Raw genomic sequence first — 17,310 nt, forward strand, 5'->3', positions numbered from 1 at the left:
GGCTCCTGGGGAAAGGCTCGGTAAGGCTGACTCATGTCTAAGCAGGAACAATCTTCCGAGTCGGAGGGGCGGTCTGAACTTCCCATTGAGCGCGGCTTTCCCATTGAGCGGGTGAACGAGATCGCAGAGAAGGAAGGCCGAGCTAAACAGTGGTACCGGCCAGTATATACGATGCACAAGTGGTGGGCACGAAGACCGGGCTGTCTCTTCCGTGCAATCACTCTTTACTCTCTTCTTGATGAGAATACAGATGTCGAGGACATCGAACTGTACGAACCTGGTGCGAACCAGACACTCGGTAGTAACGGTTTAAGCAAAGAAGATCTGATCAAAGCCATCGGAGATGTCTCAATAGACGATCCTGAACCACTCTGGGACTTCTATCCTAAAGACGTCCGAATAAAAAATAAGAAAATTCTCGATCCCTTTATGGGTGGGGGAACGTCGCTCGTGGAAGCATCGCGGTTCGGTGTAGAGTCACGAGGTATGGATCTAAACCCAGTCGCTTGGTTCGTCACAAAGAAAGAATTGGAAGCTGGACAAGTAAATGTCGAAGAGCTAGAGCAGGCCTTCGAAAAACTTGAAAAGAAGGTTGCTGACGAAGTTCTTCAGTATTACCGGACACCCTGTCCAAATGGTGATCACGACGCTGACGTGATGTACAACTTCTGGATAAAGGAACTGGATTGTGTGGCTTGTGGACACACAGTTCCTTTGATGAAAGATTATCGTGTCGCTGCCGGCCGTTACGAAGATGATGGAAAATACTACGTTCTCTGTCCCGACTGCGGAACGATTACACTGAGTGACGATTGGCACGAGGCGACTCACTGCCACGAGTGTGACCACGAATTCGTCCCAGAAGACGGACAAGTTACTCGAGGAGGTTACTACAATTGTCCGGAGTGTGGTCAAAAAGAGTCTATCACAGACGGAATTGCCGAGCAGGGGAAACCGGGTCAGCGACTCTATGCTGTCGAATATTACTGTGAAGAGTGCGACAACCAAGGATTGCCGAAGAGTTCCTACAAAGGGTATAAACAGCCAGACCCCGAGGACAAAAGACTGGTCGAAAAAGCAAAACAAGAGTGGGAGACTCGAACTGATCTACATGAATATGTCCCCAAGGAATCAATTCCTGGCGGGCATATGACTTCTGAGAGAAACCCCCTTTCGGATCACGGGTTCGAAGAATGGACGGATATGTTTAATGAACGCCAATTACTGAACCTGGCGAAAATGATGAAGGCCATCGACCAAATTGATGGCGAGGAAGGCGATTACCTGCTACTTGCGCTCTCTGACTCGATTATGTTTTACAACCTTCTAACGATGTACAATTTGACGGCTAACAAGATTGAGTCTGCACTTCATCGGATGAAAGCCTTCCCGCCCCAGCATGATCTCATTGAGGGTAACCTGTGGGGTGCCGAGTTCGGAAGAGGAACCTTCCGAAATATGTGGGATATGGTAATTCGAGGCGTTGAGTACGCGAATGCTCCGACAGAGCGGTATGTCGAAAATGGAGAAAATAAGGAGACTTCCGAATTCGCACAGCCGATTGGAAGAAACTCTGAGGTATCCCAAGGAGACATGCGACTTATTAATGCAACAGATGAGTACGATGCGGTCATTACTGATCCACCGTACTATGACAATATCATCTATTCTGAGGTCGCGGACTACTTCTATGTCTGGCAAAAAATTCTTCTTGAAGACAAGTACCCTGGATTCGACCAAGAAAAAACACCACGCGCCGGCTCAATAGTTACGAATCCGTATCTCGGGAAAACTGCGGAAGACTTCGAACACGAGATGGGTGAAGCACTCGCGGTAATCAACAAGGCGCTCAAGAGTGACGGTGTTCTCGCCTTCACCTACCACCACAGTGATGAGGAGTCATGGGGCGAACTCCTCGAATCACTCTGCAATAATGGATTTGAGGTAACGGCGACTTATCCGATTAACTCCGATCTGACTAAATTCATTAGCGGGGAGGCAGTGGCTTTCGATATCGCAATTATCGCACGTCCAACGGAAGAACGAATACCGACTTCGTGGCGTCGCCTCCGAATCGACATCATGAATCGGCTTGAGGAAATCCAAGAAAGCCTCGAAGAACACCGTGACCTCACTGAGGGTGACATCGGTGTGGTCGAGATGGGTGCGTGTTTCTCCGAGTATTCGAAGCACCACGGCGAAGTCCGCCGGGGTGGAGACATCATGACCGCCAAGGAGGCCGTGCAGGAGATCTACGGCATCATCCAGGACAACGCGCTCGGTGAGCAGGACCTCTTCCTCTCGCTCCGTCGGAGTACGTCGCCCAGCTACAACGACTTCAACAAGCTCCTCCGCCGGAGTGAAGCCTCCGAGGAGGAGATGCGCGAGAAGGCGCTGTTCCGCATGGACGGGAACGACTTCATCCTCGGCGACTGGAACGACGAGAAGCGACAGGCCTACGTCCGGAGCAAGGTCTCCGAGGCGAGCAGCGATCTCAGCGTTCTGGACAAGGCGCACTTCCTGCGCTACCGCTACGAGGAGGACAAGTCGACCAAGGAGTATCTGGAGCGCTGGAACTCCGACGACCTTCAGGAACTCTGTGAAGGCCTCGCCGAGGCGACGGGAGACGAGACGTACCTGAAGATGCTCGGCGTCGACTTCTCCCTCAGCGAGTTCGAATCCCAGTAGAGTTCGTCTACGAGTTCCTCTTTTCACTCGTCTTAGGTGGAAGGTGCCCGCCGAAAAGACCCTATGAAGAGCAAACCAACATTACTATGTTTCTTATCAAGTTTTAGAAGCTCAATTGTCGAGATATTTTTGATAGACAAAATTCTCTGCCGCTTCTATTGCGCACTTTGATAAGTACTCCATCCATCGTGTCAATCATACATGAGCGCTGAAGGAACTCCCAAGTCCATCGACGACATCTTGACGCTCAGTCCGGAACTCACCGAAGGTGATGGCCTCATCAAGGGCCAGATCCGGCTGTACGATGTCGAAAGTGACACGGAAACGTTGGAATCCGACGCAGAACGGTTCTTCGACCGCACGCTGCTGACCGGCGGGCTGGAGGACTCGATGAAGCGCCTCCGGGACACACTCAACGGTGAGGACAACATCCGCATCCACGAGATGTACGGTCCGTACGGGACCGGTAAGTCTCACCAGATGGTGGCGATGTACCACGCGTTCAAGTCGCCCGACGCTGTCGCTGACTGGGCCGAGGACCGCATCGAAGGCCTCGGCGACGCGCTCCCGAGAGACGCCCTCCCCATCGTCGTCTCTCTCCAGAAAGAACAGTACGACTACCTCTGGGAGCCCCTGTTCGAGCAACTCGACTACGAGCCTGACGAAGACGAGTACGCCGAGGGAGGATACCCGACCATCGACGTCATCAAGGACGCCGTCGGTGACCGCACCGTCGCGTTCTTCATGGACGAGCTGGAGGACTTCTTCCAGTCGCTGAAAGGCCGTCGCGAGGGCGCGAACAAGGGGTTCCTTCAGGCGCTGCTCGAAACGACCTCGCGTCCGGACACCGAACTCTACGCGATCATCTCGGTGCTGCGTGAGGGCTCCGACGTCCACGATATCCTGGCTCGCCAGCAGCGCGTGGAGGTCAACATGTCCAACCAGGTGGACATCCGGGACGTCCTTCGCCACCGGCTCATCGACTCCATCGACGACCGCTCCGCGATGCGCTCGCTCGTCGACGAGTACATCCAGGCCTACGCCGACACGGACTACGTCGACCTGCCGGACGGCCTCCGCGACGAGATGTACGACACGTACCCGTTCCATCCCGTACTCATCGACTCGCTGAAGACGCGCTACTTCGCCGAGACCGAATCCGGTGCGACCCGGGGGATGCTCTACCTCTTCGCCAAGGTGCTCGTCGACCAGTACCAGGACACCGACCTCATCACCCACGGGGAGGTCGACGCCGTCGAGTACAACGACGAATTGGGTCGGATCAACGTCGAGCATTATCGCCCCGACCGGTGTTACGACGACATCACCGACCGCCTGTCGAAGACCGACATCACGTACGGCCGCCCGATCCTCAGCACCGTCCTCATCTACTCGCTCACTCCCGGCCTCGCGGAGGGTGCGACGACCTCGGAAATCGTCATCGGAACCTACCACGCTGGCGACCGCATCAACGACATCATCGTCGACCTCGAACGGCTCCAGGGCGAGGTCTACCACCTCTGGCGCTCTGACGACCGCTACGTCATCCGGGAGGACGAGAACCCGCGCTCGCTCGTCAAGAACGCGGCGCGTGACGTCGACGACGAGGACGCGATGGAACTCGTCGGTGAGACTGTCGAGAAGCTATTCGGAGGCGGCTCGTACGCGGTCGGATTCAACACCGACGGGAACCTTGAGAGCGTCGCTGACAGCCAGAACATCAAGGTCGTCGTGAAGAACGGCCCGTGGGACGAAGACAGCGTCGCGGAGATCATCAAAAATCAGCCCGCCGGGCGACAGTGGCGGAACACGCTCGTCTTTGTCCAGCCCAAGAACGGGAAGTCGATTTCTCTGGACGACCAGCGAGAGAAGTTCGTCGGTAAGGCCAAGGAGGTAATCGGTGCGGAAATCCGAAGGGGTGACGAGAACTTAGCGGAGGAAATCCGTGATGAGATCGAAGACCTCCACGAAGAGTACGAAGACGAGCTCCTAAACCGTCTGGAAAGCGCGTACGGCGAACTGATCGACGGAGAGGACCTCCTCAACGAGTTCGACTACGCCGCCGAAATCTCGCTGGAGAACATCGTCGCCACCGAACCGGTCCTGAACGCCAAGAACATCGTCGGAGCAGTCGAGGCCGACCCATACGACCTCCAGCGCCACGTGTGGGACCTCGTTCAGGACCGATTGAGCAGCCGTTCGGAGACCACCATCGACGATATCTACGAGCAGTTCCTGATGAGCCCGACGTACCCCATCCCAGGGAGCGTCCAATCAGTCGTCGATGCGGTCGAGAACGGGCTGGAGGGGAAACCCGTCCTTGCCCACGATGGAAGCGGGTTCAAGGACGAACTTCGCGGACTCACGCAGGATACGGTGCTCGTCCTCGAGAGCGATGTCGAGAAGTGGTCCACAGACGAGGTCGAATCCGAACTCCGGAGCCGGTTCGGTGCAGGGACGAAGGAAGTCGACTTAGCGTCGTTCGAACTCGACCTCACCAAGCGGACGGACGTGTGGATTCACGACCAGAGCCCCGAGGATGCCGTCAAGATGGCCGCTGGTCGACTCGCAAGCGCGGACCACTACGTCCTCGTCAGCGGCAGTGAAATCCTCGATAAGGTTCGCTCTGACGCGACGCTCCGCGACGTTTCGGACGCCGAAACCATCGGGCCGGACGAGGTTCGGTCACGAATCGAGGAGACGGTTCAAGCCGCTGGAGAGGCCGACACGAGCCAGGTTCTCACGGCGATTCGCAACGATACGGAGGTCTACCTCCCGAAGGACAACACCGAGTCGGCGTTCCGTAGCGCAGTCAGCGCGCTTCTCTCTGACGGGTACAAGCTCAAGACCGGTGGCGACTACGTCAGCACTCTCGGTGACCGTGAACCGACCTCCGTTGTCGTCGCGCCGATGGTTCCGGACGATATCGGTGACCGCATACTGAACTACATCCGCGACCTCGACGAGGAGGAGACGTTCAAGGTACAGTCGATTCAGGCCGACTGTGCGCCCGGTGAGGCAGAAGCTGCTGTCAAGCACTTCCTGCTCGCGAACCTCGGGAAGAACGACCCGCACTACGTCGTCGGGGCGACCGGCTCGGACGACCCTGCGGACTGGTTCCCCGGTGCTGGCTTCCGTATCCCGCCTGAGGAGGGGTGGACGTTCGAGTACCAGGGTGACAGCCCGGCCGAAATGCGGAATGAGTGGAGCGATACCCACGAGTCAGGCTCCGTCTCGTACGGTTCCCTCTCGTTCAACACGAACGGAGACGGTGCTGCTCCCGGTGGTCTCCAGAGCGTCGCTGAATTCCAGCTCGCACACGCTGACCTCCAGCTGGAGCTCGGCCAGTCGCACGAGGTCGTCGCGGACATCCTTGAGAACATCCCCGAGTCCGCAACGGGTATCGACATCACCATCCAGTTCGAATGACGCGCACGTTCAAATACGAAGACGAGGCCATCGGTGACAATGCCTGACCCGGACACCGACTCGCGGGAAGAGCTTCCCATCGAGCGAGGCTTCCCCATCGAACAGGTCAACGACCTCGCTGACCGCGAAGGCCGGGCCAAGATGTACTATCGGCCGCTCTCCACGATGCACAAATGGTGGGCCAGACAGCTCGGCAGCGTCTTCAGGGCGATTTCGTTGTACACTCTGGTCGACGACCCATCTGCTGTGACCGTCCAATCGCCGGGTCGGGAAGAGATGAATCTATCCGACTTTGAGGACAAGGAAAGCAAATCAGATACCACGGCAGACGTCTCTCAGCTTCTGGACTCAGTGAGTCTCAGTAATCCAGACGCGCTCTGGGAGCTGTATCCGAAGGACGTCAGAGTGAGTGATAAGGCCGTTCTCGATCCCTTCATGGGTGGGGGGACGAGCCTCATGGAGGCGATTCGATTCGGCGCAGACGTAACGGGTGTCGACCTGAACCCTGTCGCATGGTTCATCACGAAGAAAGAGATGGAGGCCCACGAGGTCGACAAAGATGAACTCCGGGATGCGTTCGAAACGGTCCGAGATGCGGTCGCTGAGGACCTCCAGTCGCGATACAAGACGACGTGTCCGCATGACCACGATCACGTCGCTGACATCGTCTATGCACTCTGGGTTCGGAAACTGGACTGTACCTCCTGTGGCGAGACGATTCCGCTGTTCAAAGACTACCGTGTCGCGAACGGCCGGTACGAGAACGACGACAAGTACAACGTCTACTGTCCCGGGTGTGACTCCGTCTTCCTGACAGACGACTACCGGACGGAGTCTTCCTGTACCGAATGCGGCCACGAGTACGTTCCAGCGAACGGCCCTGTGTCCCGAGGTGGCAATTACGGTTGTCCGTCTTGCGGACTCAAATACTCCATCGTCGACGCGATCGCAGATGGGCAGTCCTACACGGAAGACCTCTACGCGATCGAGTACTACTGTACTACCTGCGACGACGAAGGAAAAGACCGATCGACAGTCAAGGGGTACAAAGCGGCTTCCGATGAGGACCTGGCTGCGTTCAACCAAGCGAAGTCTGCGTGGGAGTCGTCAGAATCGCTTCGTGAGTACGTTCCAGATGGAGAAATTCCTGAGGGCGCGATTACGGCGGCATCACGAATCAACGGGAACGACGTCTTCAGCCACGGCTACGAGACGTGGCAGGATATGTTCAACTCTCGGCAGCTCTACTGCTTGTCCACGCTGCTTTCTGCGATAGATTCTATCGAGGATCAGCAGATCAAGGAATACCTCCTGCTGGCCTTCAGCGACTCCCTCATGTTCCAGAATAACTTTGCCCTCTACAGCATTTCGGGGACAAAGATAGAGGGAATCTTCAGACAGAATTCCTACACGCCGCTCGTTGAGTACGCTGAGAACAACGTCTGGGGAACCAGAGCTGGCCGGGGGACGTTCAAGAACACCTGGGAAAAGATCGTTAACGCAGTTGAGTTCGCTCACCATCCGACTGAACGGCATCTCGAGGATGGAGAACTCAAAGAAACCGAGCCATTCGATCATCCCGTCGGTGGGGACTTTACCCTCCACCAGGGAGACATACGGAACGTCGATCTTGACGAGAAGTACGATGCCGTCATCACGGATCCTCCATACTATGACAACGTAATCTACTCCGAGGTCGCTGATTTCTTCTACGCGTGGCAGCGGCTTCTCCTGGCTGATGAGTATCCCACCTTCACTTCCGAAGAGACGCCTCGACGCGAGAGTATCGTTGCGAATCCGGCTGTCGACAAGGACGGCGACATGTTTGAGGCCGAGCTGAAGCAATCGTTCTCCCGTATTCGCGAGGTTCTGAAAGATGACGGCGTACTGACCTTCACCTATCGTCACGGAGGGAAGGAGTCATGGGGGGCGCTACTACAGTCTCTCTGCGACGTTGGATTCGATGTCACCGCGACGTACCCCATCTCTGCGAATCTCAGTGAGTTCGTGATGGGTGAAGAACTGAGTTTCAGCGTGATTGTCGTCGCACGACCTGCGACGAGGCGCGAACCTGTTAGCTGGACCTCTCTCCGACGACGAATGCACAGAGAGGCGCGCAACGCGAGAGAGGCGATTCGCGCGAATCAAACGCTTTCAGAAGGCGACATCAGTGTTGTCGAACTCGGCCGGTGCTTCCGTGAGTATTCGAAGCACCATTCCAAGGTCCATAGAGAAGGAGCGGTGATGGAAGCCGATGAGGTGGTTGAAGAAATATATGACCTCATCACTGGTGACGTCTCACCCGACCAGATCTATCTCGACCTGTTGGCGATGGATTCACCCACGCTGGACGACGTAACACGTCTCTGTCGTGGGACGAACGTCAAACCAGACGACCTCCGTAGCCGACGACTCTTCAGTACGGATGATGGGTTTGCACTTACCCGATGGAGTGACGAGGAGCGCCAGCACTACCTCCGAAACCAAGCTGTCGAGGACCTTTCTGCACTTGAGCGCGTCCAGTTACTCCGATATGAAGCCGAGCAAGAAGTCACCACATCTGACGATGTTCGGGGGCTGGAGGTCACAGGGGAGATGATCGATATCGCGACCGAGCTGGCGAACATCACCGGGGATGAGGAATTCCGACGGCTCTTACAGGACTAACGTATTTCACAATCCCGTGAGAGGTTCGGGACAACATGAGCGATATCGATGCAGTTGCGGGTATGTATAATATCATCGTCAGCAGCGAGCGAGAATCCGCCGAATACCGAGTGCCAGTTGAGGAGTTCGTATCGAAGCTGGAAGAGAGAGATCTTCCAGAGGAAATCTGTGTTGCTGGACTCAAAGACGTCCTTACAGAAGATGAGGATCTCCGAGAAAGGCTAGTTTCGGTTATGCGCCAAGAGATGGACTACCTTAACAGCCAACGTCCACTACCAGCGATTCAATTCGTCGTAGATGGCGAATTACAAGGCTCTGGTGACTCGTTCGATTTGGAGATTGATGGAGAGTTCTACTCGTTACAGCCGGTCTTTGGGCGTCAGATCAAAAAACGTGATTCCGGATGGCTTGTGGCTCCGTTCCGTGTTTAGACAGAGGTTCTACTTACATCAGCGCCCACGGCCCTTCCGTTCTCACGATGTCCCCGTCTTCTGTTGAACGAATGAAGTACAGAGTGACAGTCCCGTGTTCAGCATCTCCGTCTGGCGAATAGACAGGGACACACGTCGTTTCGTGTTGGGGGTACCGTGGATGACCTTCCTCGTCGGACTTCTGGCACGCGTCTTTGATACGGGATTTCGTCCACCGACCTTGGTCGTCTAATTCGGGCTTGTTTGGACCGTACGAAGAGAAAACAATTGCAGAAATGACCCGGTCAGCGAACGTGGCCGCATTACTGATACTGAACGGACCACCGGTGTCGTACACCTGTGAGAGGTCGGATTCCGACGTTCCGCTGAGACACAGATGGCCAGTTGTCGCGGCATCGAACGCTAAGAGCTCCGGATAGCTCCCGGCCAGGGTGCTCAGAATGTACTCTCTGATTAGGTCCCGATACTCTTCGCAGGTGAATTCATCCTCCGGCGAAATGACCTCGATTTCCGCGTCAGTGTCTTGAACTGGCAACCGGACGTGGCGGTACTGAGGACAAAGGAACGCCATTCGGTCGCAATCGGTGAGGTAGGCGTAAGCGAACATCCGCGATCGCGAATCAGAATCATTTGCCGGGTTCTTCCCTTCCTGATAGTACTTCGAATCAAGGACTGCAAGAGTGTCCCCCGAGTTCGTGAGGAGGTGATCGGGCTCGTGCCGGGCATCGGAGTTCCCCTCAAAAGGATAAATCGGGTACTCTGGCTTGCAGTTGACTCCCGATAGCTGATCGAGATAATCGATTTTCCGAACCGACTCGATTTCTTTGTTCAGGAGGCGATGTGAGTAATCCTGAAACAGAGTATTCATACTAAGTGCATAATCGACGAGGAGTTCCTGGGGGCCACCTCCTGCCTGTCCGAGTAGGGTCGACGAGAGTAAGGACTGAGCTGTGTGAAACGCTCGCCGATAGTAGTGGCGCTGTCGCGGGAGGTCGTGAAGCGACAGCCGCCGATAAGTGCCGATATGCTTCTGGCTACTTTGAATTTCGAGCTCCTCCATCCGTTCAACCTCTTGATGGACCATCGAAAGGAGGACATCTTGACGAGGGTGTCGACGGCCTTCACGGTCCTGTTGGAGCAATCTCAGAAGGAGCTTTCCGGCCATATGAATCGCCGAATTCACCGGGTTAGAGTACTCCACTTCTGTCTCCACCCAAGACGGCGCAGGGTTGCCGGTCGCGTGGTTCATCAACGTCTGCTCAACGTCGACAGAACCGATACCCTGGAATCCATTTCGGCGACGGATGTTCAGGTCCCGGATGAACCCATTGCGACGGACTGTCCGGAGACCGTGAACGTAGTTGATTGCCAATATAGCAATTATACGAGTGGACTCGACCCCGCTTGAGACCAACTCGTCGAGAGGAACACCGTAATAAGACTGTGTCCGTTCGATGTCGTAGACTGTGAGCAACATCTCGATGACGTGGTTCCAGTCTATTTTCGGTTCGACCTGGACACTCATTCCCGGAACCAGTCTGACGATACCGACCACGTCGGATGGCTCAACGTGAAGCTTGTCGTCGACGACACGAACTGTGAGTACTTGTAGCCCTGTTGGATCCGAGTTACTTCCATTTGGTCGCGATCGGAGTCGGGGCCGTTTCTTTACGAACTTGCTCCCCTTCCGGATGAAGTTCGCTGCACGGAGTTCGTCTTTAATTGTCGTTGGATCACACTCTTCGACGATGAGCTTGCTACTCTCCTGTACCGAACACAAGGAGGTTCCGTAGTCGTAACGAACAGCCTCACTCATAGGCGCTGACGCCCATCTCGCGCTCCTCAGCTTCGGCTTGCCGATTTGCGAGGTCTACTGCCGGACTGAGATCGAACGCCTCGAACTGATCGTTGAGCGTCTCATAGTGACTCGCCAAACGGTTGATTTGGGGGAGCGCGGCGGTGTTCAACAGGCGGGGAGTGATGTACGTCGCGAATGCCTGACCAACCGCGATAGCCTCCTCTCCGGAGTATGGGCCGTCATCTCCACACGCGTTGGCGAGGAACTGGGTGACATCCCTGTAGTGCATTGGACCGAATTCCATAATTCCGTCTTCGCCACTTGTCGTGGTTCCTTCGTTGATTCCCCGGTGATGGGTCTCGAACAGACTCCGGAGTTCGTTGGAATCGATGTCGACTTCCGAACTGAGCTCACCGATCCAGCGGTCGAAGAGCTCTGCCCTCTCTTTGTCCCCATACCGACTAAGCTCAATCATAGCGAACCGCCGCGTAATCGCATTATCCAGTTCGTTTACCGTTCGGTCCGACATATTCATCGTACAGATGATTTTGACGTTGTCGTTGAGGGTGAGAGGAGTCCCATCGTCGTCCTTGAAAATCACCTGCTCTTCATCTTCGATAGCTGTGTAGAGTGGACCGAACACCTGAGAGATATCGGCGCGAGTGATTTCGTCGATGATAACGCCCCAATTGTCGTGATACTCATTTGCTTTCTGAATACCCTGAGAGACGCATCCTGCGCGACGGTGGTACTGTATTTCTCCCCCCTCAGCTTCGGGTTGAATGCTTCCCGTAATGTCTGCTGGAGTCCACGTCGGGGTGGCCGTATGGATAGAATAGTCTAAGCAGGTTTCCAGCGCGAGTTGTTTTGCGAAGTACGTCTTGCCCGTCCCAGTTGGTCCATAAAGTACAATCGGCTTGCCCACCTTAATCGCAGTAAGAGCGTTCTTACGGACCGTATCCGGAACGAGTGGGTCACCGAGGTTATAATTCCGCTGTGCGACGGTTTGCTTGACATCGAAGGGGGCGACAGTAGACGTGAGAATTGCTTGTTTTACTTCGTCTCCACTCCCGTGGACGCGAGCGTCAACTTCAAGATCAGAAACGAGGTACCGTATGGCCCCGGGGTCGGTAGTCCGATTGATGAAGTCCGTCGCGTACGTCGAATTGTTGACTATGATGTTACTGAACTCTTCGGCCTCCTTTCGATCATAGTTCTCGAAACTCGGCTTCCCACTACTCATTATCTGGTGAATATCGGGGGGCCACAATAAAACAACATGTGCAATCAAAACCACGTCTGAAATCACTCCGGATATCGCCGAACCCCACCTGAAAGAAGCATTATTATGTGTTTTACTTGCCAATATGCTGGTATCGATGACGTTTGACCCGGAGTCCATCACGTCTGGTCACACCCTGATTCAGCGACTCGATGAGTACAATCCGTGGTGGAGCACTGGGAAGAACGAACTGTCATCCGATGGGTTCTCGTCTCTCAGACAAGTCTTTCATCAGCTGTACAGTTCCATTCACGACGACGAACAGCGATTGTTGGCTCTAGCTGGTCCCGACAGCTCCGGTAAGAGCCTGCTTCTCAACCAATTGATTTCGGCCCACATCGACCCCGACTTCGTAGAGAAGTTCTTCCGAATTGAATCGCAGCGTGAGGCTGCCCACGAAAATCTGGTACCTGCCTCGAACGTCCTGTACGTCCCTCTACGTGATGATCCTCTCTTCCAGTTACGACCCGAAGAACAACTACGATCAGCCGTCGATCACTTCGGGACACACGTCCTCCGAAAGCACAAATCGGACACTCACTACTTGTTTTTCGACGACCTCCATCTCGTCGAACGACCGAACAAACGGGGAAATATCGACGTTGGTCGCTGGGAACAGTTGCTTGCGGAATTACTAGCGAACCACGACGGACGGCATATCGTATTCTCGGGGCTCTCAAGTGCTCACAGTAGAGAGCGGCTGGAAACGATTGAAGTCAGCAAACGGGCCGAATCGCCCCCAGAACCCGTCAATATCTATCCACTCGGGTTTGCCGATTTCCTTCGAATACGGTATCGCGACATAGCGCTTGCACCGGGTGAGGAACGGTTCGACGAGACCACTATTAGAGAATCACTGCGACGGAATGTGGATACGGAAGCCGCCAGCCATCTGGTTTCTACGATTCAAGAGCAGGAGATCGCATCGGTAATCGATCCATCTACCACTCGACGAGAGATCGCCAACTACTGCACTACGGGAGGAATCATCTCGCTTCAAATTGCCAGCCGAGGTGTCCGACTTGACGATGAACAGTTCTCTGATGTGATCCGTCGGCGTGGCGATTCTGTGCTGGAGTCCGTCCAACAGCAATCACTCGATCATCTCAGGAACGGTCTGCTCCGTGCGGCCGCCAACCTCGGAGGAATCAAGGATGCCTCTGGTTTGGAACGTCTCTGTGCCCTCGCCAGTCACACGCGCCCGACTGACGATGTCTTATTCGACGACCTCACCGCGGCTCTCGATGTCGACCGCCGAACCCTCCGGGACAAGTACCTCGGTACTCTCTCACAACTACACCTTCTCTCAGCAGCACCGGAGTACGACAATCAACGGCCGCGAAAGATTCGAATCTACATGCGCGACCCCGGGATAACGAACGCGTTCTGTCGGAACGATCTCAACGATGTCCTTCGACGACAACCAGGGCTGGACGAGGAACTCGCAAAAGCGGTCGCATTCGATCATACTGTCAGACTCTCCAACGAGTTCAATCATCGCTTAGACCCGAAACGTGGGGTCGTGAAATTCTGGTCTGGAACGAAGGGGAGTGTAGACTTTGTTCTCAAAATCGATGGTAAACCAATCCCCATCCTCTGGTCGTACAACCGAAGCGTGGACGAACTGCGACGGAGTATTGACACCCCGGACTTTGACGCACTCTGCGACCTCCTCACTGGTGACGCTCATAAAACAGAGCGAGACCGAATTGACGAGCTAAAGTTCAACGACGTGGATGATAACTTTGCAGCAAAACGACGTGAGTACGTTCAGAGAGAGGAATATAGCGGCCAGCTTGGTAACGACGAAACAGCGGTATTTGACGGTGAACCACCCTTTGGGATGGTACTGACGAATTCAAGAAATGCAGTGGACGAAGGGGTCTCGGTAGTAGAGGTTGAATCAAAACCAGTCATTCAGCTCCCGCTTTGGACATATTTACGGCTCTCGTCTTGAGGGAAGCGAGCACTCCCCTCGAAGAACTAACAGTGTTGTCTGTCACTTCTGCATAATCTATTTGAGCGCATACTGTTTCGCTTGACACATGGATGAACAGGACCTCGTCGACATCGAGGTCACTCACGATGATCCCGACAATCTCGTAGACGCGTATACGTCGGGCATCGCAGAGTTCTCTTTCCACCGGCAGACTGTTGTTGCTAATCGGCTGCTCTCAGGACAACCTGATACCGAACTCCGCTCTCTCGTCGGTGTTGATGAAGAGCAAGTCAAACTGCTCGAACACCAGGTCAACGCGGCTCATCGAGCACTATTTGAGATGAACGGGAAGGCACTTCTCGCAGACGAGGTCGGCTTGGGGAAGACCATAGAGGTCGGGATGATTCTAAAGGAGATGCACTACCGGGAGACCGACGGGTCAGTTCTGATTCTCACCCCGGCCCAGCTAGCCAAACAGTGGCAAGGGGAGATGCGAGAGAAGTTCGGACTCGAGTTTGTGTGCAACTACGATGACGAGTTCCAAGGCTTCGATGCACACGACCGTATTATCGCGAGTATCGACACCGCGAAGAGTGAGCGTCATCAGGCCACCGTGCTCGCAAGAGACTGGGATGTCCTGATATTAGACGAAGCCCACTACGTGAAAAACGAGGAAACAGACCGGTACGACCTCATCAAGAAGCTCAACTACGATTACGCGTTTTTCCTCACGGCGACACCGATTCAGAACGAGCTCACCGACCTCTACAACATCGTCTCTTTGCTCCGTCCCGGCCTATTCGGGAGCCGCGACACGTTCCATCACTACTTCGTGAACAACAGTCAGGAGACGCTTGTGAATCGTGACGAGCTACAGCGGCGCTTGGGGCAGGTGATGATCCGAAACAAGCGGAAAGACACGGATATCGACTTTACAGAGCGCATCATAGACACGCGAACCTTCGAACCCAGCGAATCCGAGAAGGAACTGTACGACGCTGTGACTGAGTACGTTCGGGGGGCGTACAGCCAAGACCAGGGGCAAAAGCTTGTTCTGATGCTTCTCCAGAAGGAGGTTGTTAGCAGTCCTGCTGCCCTCGAACAGACAATCCGAAAGCAGCTCGACGATCAAAATGAGCTCACACATAGAGACGAGCTCGAGACTATTATGGACAAGATCGACGCTGTCGAAACCGTCACGAAGCAAGAGCGGTTGTTCGATATCGTCGAAGAAGTCCGTGAGCGAGTTGAGATGGGTCGGGTCATCGTATTCACTCAGTTCCGACCAACACAGCGACAACTGTTGAGCGTACTATCTGATGAAGGCTACACGACCCACGCGTTCCATGGCGGGCATTCGAGCCAGGAGAAAGAAGACATAGTCGACCAATTTCGGGAGGAGGGCGGAGTTCTCGTTTCCACCGACGCGATGAATGAGGGACGAAACCTCCAGTTCTGTAACATAATGGTGAACTACGACCTGCCATGGAATCCGATGAAGGTCGAACAGCGTATCGGCCGGATTCACCGAATCGGGCAGAAGCGCAAGGTCTATGTCTTCAATATGGGGCTCAAGGGAACCATCGAAGAGTACGTCCTCGAGCGCCTCTATCACAAAATCGACCTCTTTCAACAAACCGTCGGCGAGCTGAGCACCATTCTCACCCGTCTAGAAGACTCCGGTCGTACGTTCGAGGACGAAATCTTCGAACGACTCGTCAATGCCGACTCGGAAGTCGATCTTGAGAACGACTTCGATTCGATGGCAATCGATCTAGAGGAACAGCAGGATCTCTCACAGAAGGTTGAACAGTTCAATAGTGGCGTTTTCGAAGGATTTGACCTCGGTGCTAAGAATGACTGACGCGACCCACTCAGTGACCCAATCTGCATTAGAAGCACTCACTCACGAGTATCTCAAAGGACTTGGTGGCACAATCAGGGATGACGGAAACCGATGGCACGTCCATCTACCTGCTCACGTCAACGTTTCGTTCACAGACAGCCAGGAATTCGAGATTGTACTGGGTACACGAGAGGATCCTGATGTAACAGACGAGAGGCTTCTTTCTCCTGAAAGCGACTTCGCGCAGCAGGTCCTCGACGAAGCAGCGAAAATGGCTCCTGTTGGGCAGGTTTCGTTGACCAGTGAGACTGTTGAAGAGAATTACGAGTATCCGTCTTGGGTGACAGAGAGTACTGCTACGGTAGACCACGCTTCCTTTACTCCGTACTACGACAAGACTGGCGTTTGTGTGTTTGTTCGACTCGGTGTGGAAACGGTCAGCGAATATCAGACGCAGTTTTTAGAAGCGGTCGCGTTGGATGTTGATTCTAAAACCCCTTTCCCATATGCCGCGGAGATACTACTGAGCGAGTTCTTTCAACCGAAACAGTCCCCTCCCGGTGGTAACTCGAATAGAGAGCCATCGGTTCGATCGGACGAGCTTGAGAACGCCGTATCAGTAGGACAGAAACGTGCTGTTGAGGGTCTTCAGGATGAGCTGGATTCAATCCGTGAGTCGGCATCACGCGCTGCTGACTCGGAGTTTGAAGAATACCAGCAGCTGCAAGAACAACGGATCAATGAACTCCAGAAGGAGATCAGTTCCCTTTCTGAACGTCTCCAGAAGTCGGCTAGTACTGTCGACGATGCAGACTCTCGGAAGCAACGGGTCGAAGCTCTTGAACAGCGGAGAGAACTCAAAGACGAGAAAGAGCAAGCGGAGGAGGAACTCTCCGAACTCCTCCAGCGGAAAGAGAGGGGTTACGCTCAGAAGCGCCGAAGCATATACGACAGACATTCGATCGAGATACAGACAAAACCCCTCGCAGCAACGCTCGTAAACTACGAGCGGGGAGAACTCACGCTGGAGTTGAGCGAAGGAGGTCGTACTGCAACACTCCGTGTTCCATATGCAGTTGGCGCAGGTGCGACGGGCGAAGTCGACTGCAAAAACTGTGACGAACGGTTGTCAGGCGAGAATCCGGTGTGGGTGTGTGTAGATGGGGCTCAGTGTCGAAAATGTCGCTGATGACTTGCTACCCGTGCCTGGTGATACCGTGCTTAGGAAGT

Annotated in this window: 9 protein-coding genes; 7 read left to right on the top strand and 2 right to left on the bottom strand. The window is 54.6% G+C overall.

Going from position 1 to position 17,310, the window contains the following annotated elements; all coding sequences use genetic code 11:
• The first annotated feature begins 33 nt into the window (after positions 1-33).
• The 4 genes from RBH22_RS14735 to RBH22_RS14750 all read left to right on the top strand — a co-directional run bounded on the left by RBH22_RS14735 (position 34) and on the right by RBH22_RS14750 (position 9,215).
• Entirely contained in the window at positions 34-2,688 is a 2,655-nt protein-coding gene (locus RBH22_RS14735; RefSeq protein WP_306677990.1) for a DUF1156 domain-containing protein, read from the top strand.
• A 201-nt stretch (positions 2,689-2,889) separates the two neighbouring features.
• On the top strand, positions 2,890-6,117 hold the full coding sequence (locus tag RBH22_RS14740; protein WP_306677991.1) for a DUF499 domain-containing protein: 3,228 nt from the start codon (positions 2,890-2,892) through the stop codon (positions 6,115-6,117).
• A gap of 39 nt (positions 6,118-6,156) precedes the next feature.
• Positions 6,157-8,784 (top strand): DUF1156 domain-containing protein, encoded by a 2,628-nt coding sequence (locus RBH22_RS14745; protein WP_306677992.1) that lies wholly within the window; start codon positions 6,157-6,159, stop codon positions 8,782-8,784.
• Between the two features lie 35 nt (positions 8,785-8,819).
• Positions 8,820-9,215 (top strand): hypothetical protein, encoded by a 396-nt coding sequence (locus RBH22_RS14750; protein WP_306677993.1) that lies wholly within the window; start codon positions 8,820-8,822, stop codon positions 9,213-9,215.
• A 13-nt stretch (positions 9,216-9,228) separates the two neighbouring features.
• Here the strand turns inward: RBH22_RS14750 and RBH22_RS14755 are convergent, their stop codons facing one another.
• Positions 9,229-11,031 (bottom strand): hypothetical protein, encoded by a 1,803-nt coding sequence (locus RBH22_RS14755; protein WP_306677994.1) that lies wholly within the window; start codon positions 11,029-11,031, stop codon positions 9,229-9,231.
• Positions 11,024-12,256: an AAA family ATPase gene (locus tag RBH22_RS14760; RefSeq protein WP_306677995.1), complete on the bottom strand. Its 1,233-nt coding sequence runs from the start codon at positions 12,254-12,256 to the stop codon at positions 11,024-11,026. The genes RBH22_RS14755 and RBH22_RS14760 overlap by 8 nt, the downstream gene beginning before the upstream one ends.
• Positions 12,257-12,392: 136 nt before the next feature.
• Here RBH22_RS14760 and RBH22_RS14765 point away from each other — a divergent pair, with 136 nt between their 5' ends.
• From RBH22_RS14765 to RBH22_RS14775, 3 genes are all read left to right on the top strand, one after another.
• Positions 12,393-14,252 carry an AAA family ATPase gene (locus RBH22_RS14765; protein WP_306677996.1) on the top strand — a complete coding sequence of 620 codons (1,860 nt, stop codon included), beginning with the start codon at positions 12,393-12,395 and terminating at the stop codon, positions 14,250-14,252.
• Positions 14,253-14,340: 88 nt separating this feature from the next.
• Positions 14,341-16,098, top strand: coding sequence for an SNF2-related protein (locus RBH22_RS14770; protein WP_306677997.1), 1,758 nt, complete (start codon positions 14,341-14,343; stop codon positions 16,096-16,098).
• A complete protein-coding gene (locus RBH22_RS14775) occupies positions 16,091-17,269 on the top strand; it encodes a hypothetical protein (protein ID WP_306677998.1) in 1,179 nt (392 codons plus the stop codon). The genes RBH22_RS14770 and RBH22_RS14775 overlap by 8 nt, the downstream gene beginning before the upstream one ends.
• Positions 17,270-17,310 lie beyond the last annotated feature (41 nt).

The organism is Halobellus sp. H-GB7 (assembly GCF_030848585.1).
In the GTDB taxonomy this organism is placed as follows: Archaea; Halobacteriota; Halobacteria; order Halobacteriales; family Haloferacaceae; genus Haloquadratum; species Haloquadratum inordinatus.

Coding starts and splice junctions, on each gene's coding strand:
- RBH22_RS14760 (WP_306677995.1), bottom strand. CDS start 12,256: ATGAGTAGTGGGAAGCCGAGTTTCGAGAACTATGATCGAAAGGAGGCC.
- RBH22_RS14745 (WP_306677992.1), top strand. CDS start 6,157: ATGCCTGACCCGGACACCGACTCGCGGGAAGAGCTTCCCATCGAGCGA.
- RBH22_RS14775 (WP_306677998.1), top strand. CDS start 16,091: ATGACTGACGCGACCCACTCAGTGACCCAATCTGCATTAGAAGCACTC.
- RBH22_RS14750 (WP_306677993.1), top strand. CDS start 8,820: ATGAGCGATATCGATGCAGTTGCGGGTATGTATAATATCATCGTCAGC.
- RBH22_RS14765 (WP_306677996.1), top strand. CDS start 12,393: ATGACGTTTGACCCGGAGTCCATCACGTCTGGTCACACCCTGATTCAG.
- RBH22_RS14770 (WP_306677997.1), top strand. CDS start 14,341: ATGGATGAACAGGACCTCGTCGACATCGAGGTCACTCACGATGATCCC.
- RBH22_RS14755 (WP_306677994.1), bottom strand. CDS start 11,031: ATGAGTGAGGCTGTTCGTTACGACTACGGAACCTCCTTGTGTTCGGTA.
- RBH22_RS14735 (WP_306677990.1), top strand. CDS start 34: ATGTCTAAGCAGGAACAATCTTCCGAGTCGGAGGGGCGGTCTGAACTT.
- RBH22_RS14740 (WP_306677991.1), top strand. CDS start 2,890: ATGAGCGCTGAAGGAACTCCCAAGTCCATCGACGACATCTTGACGCTC.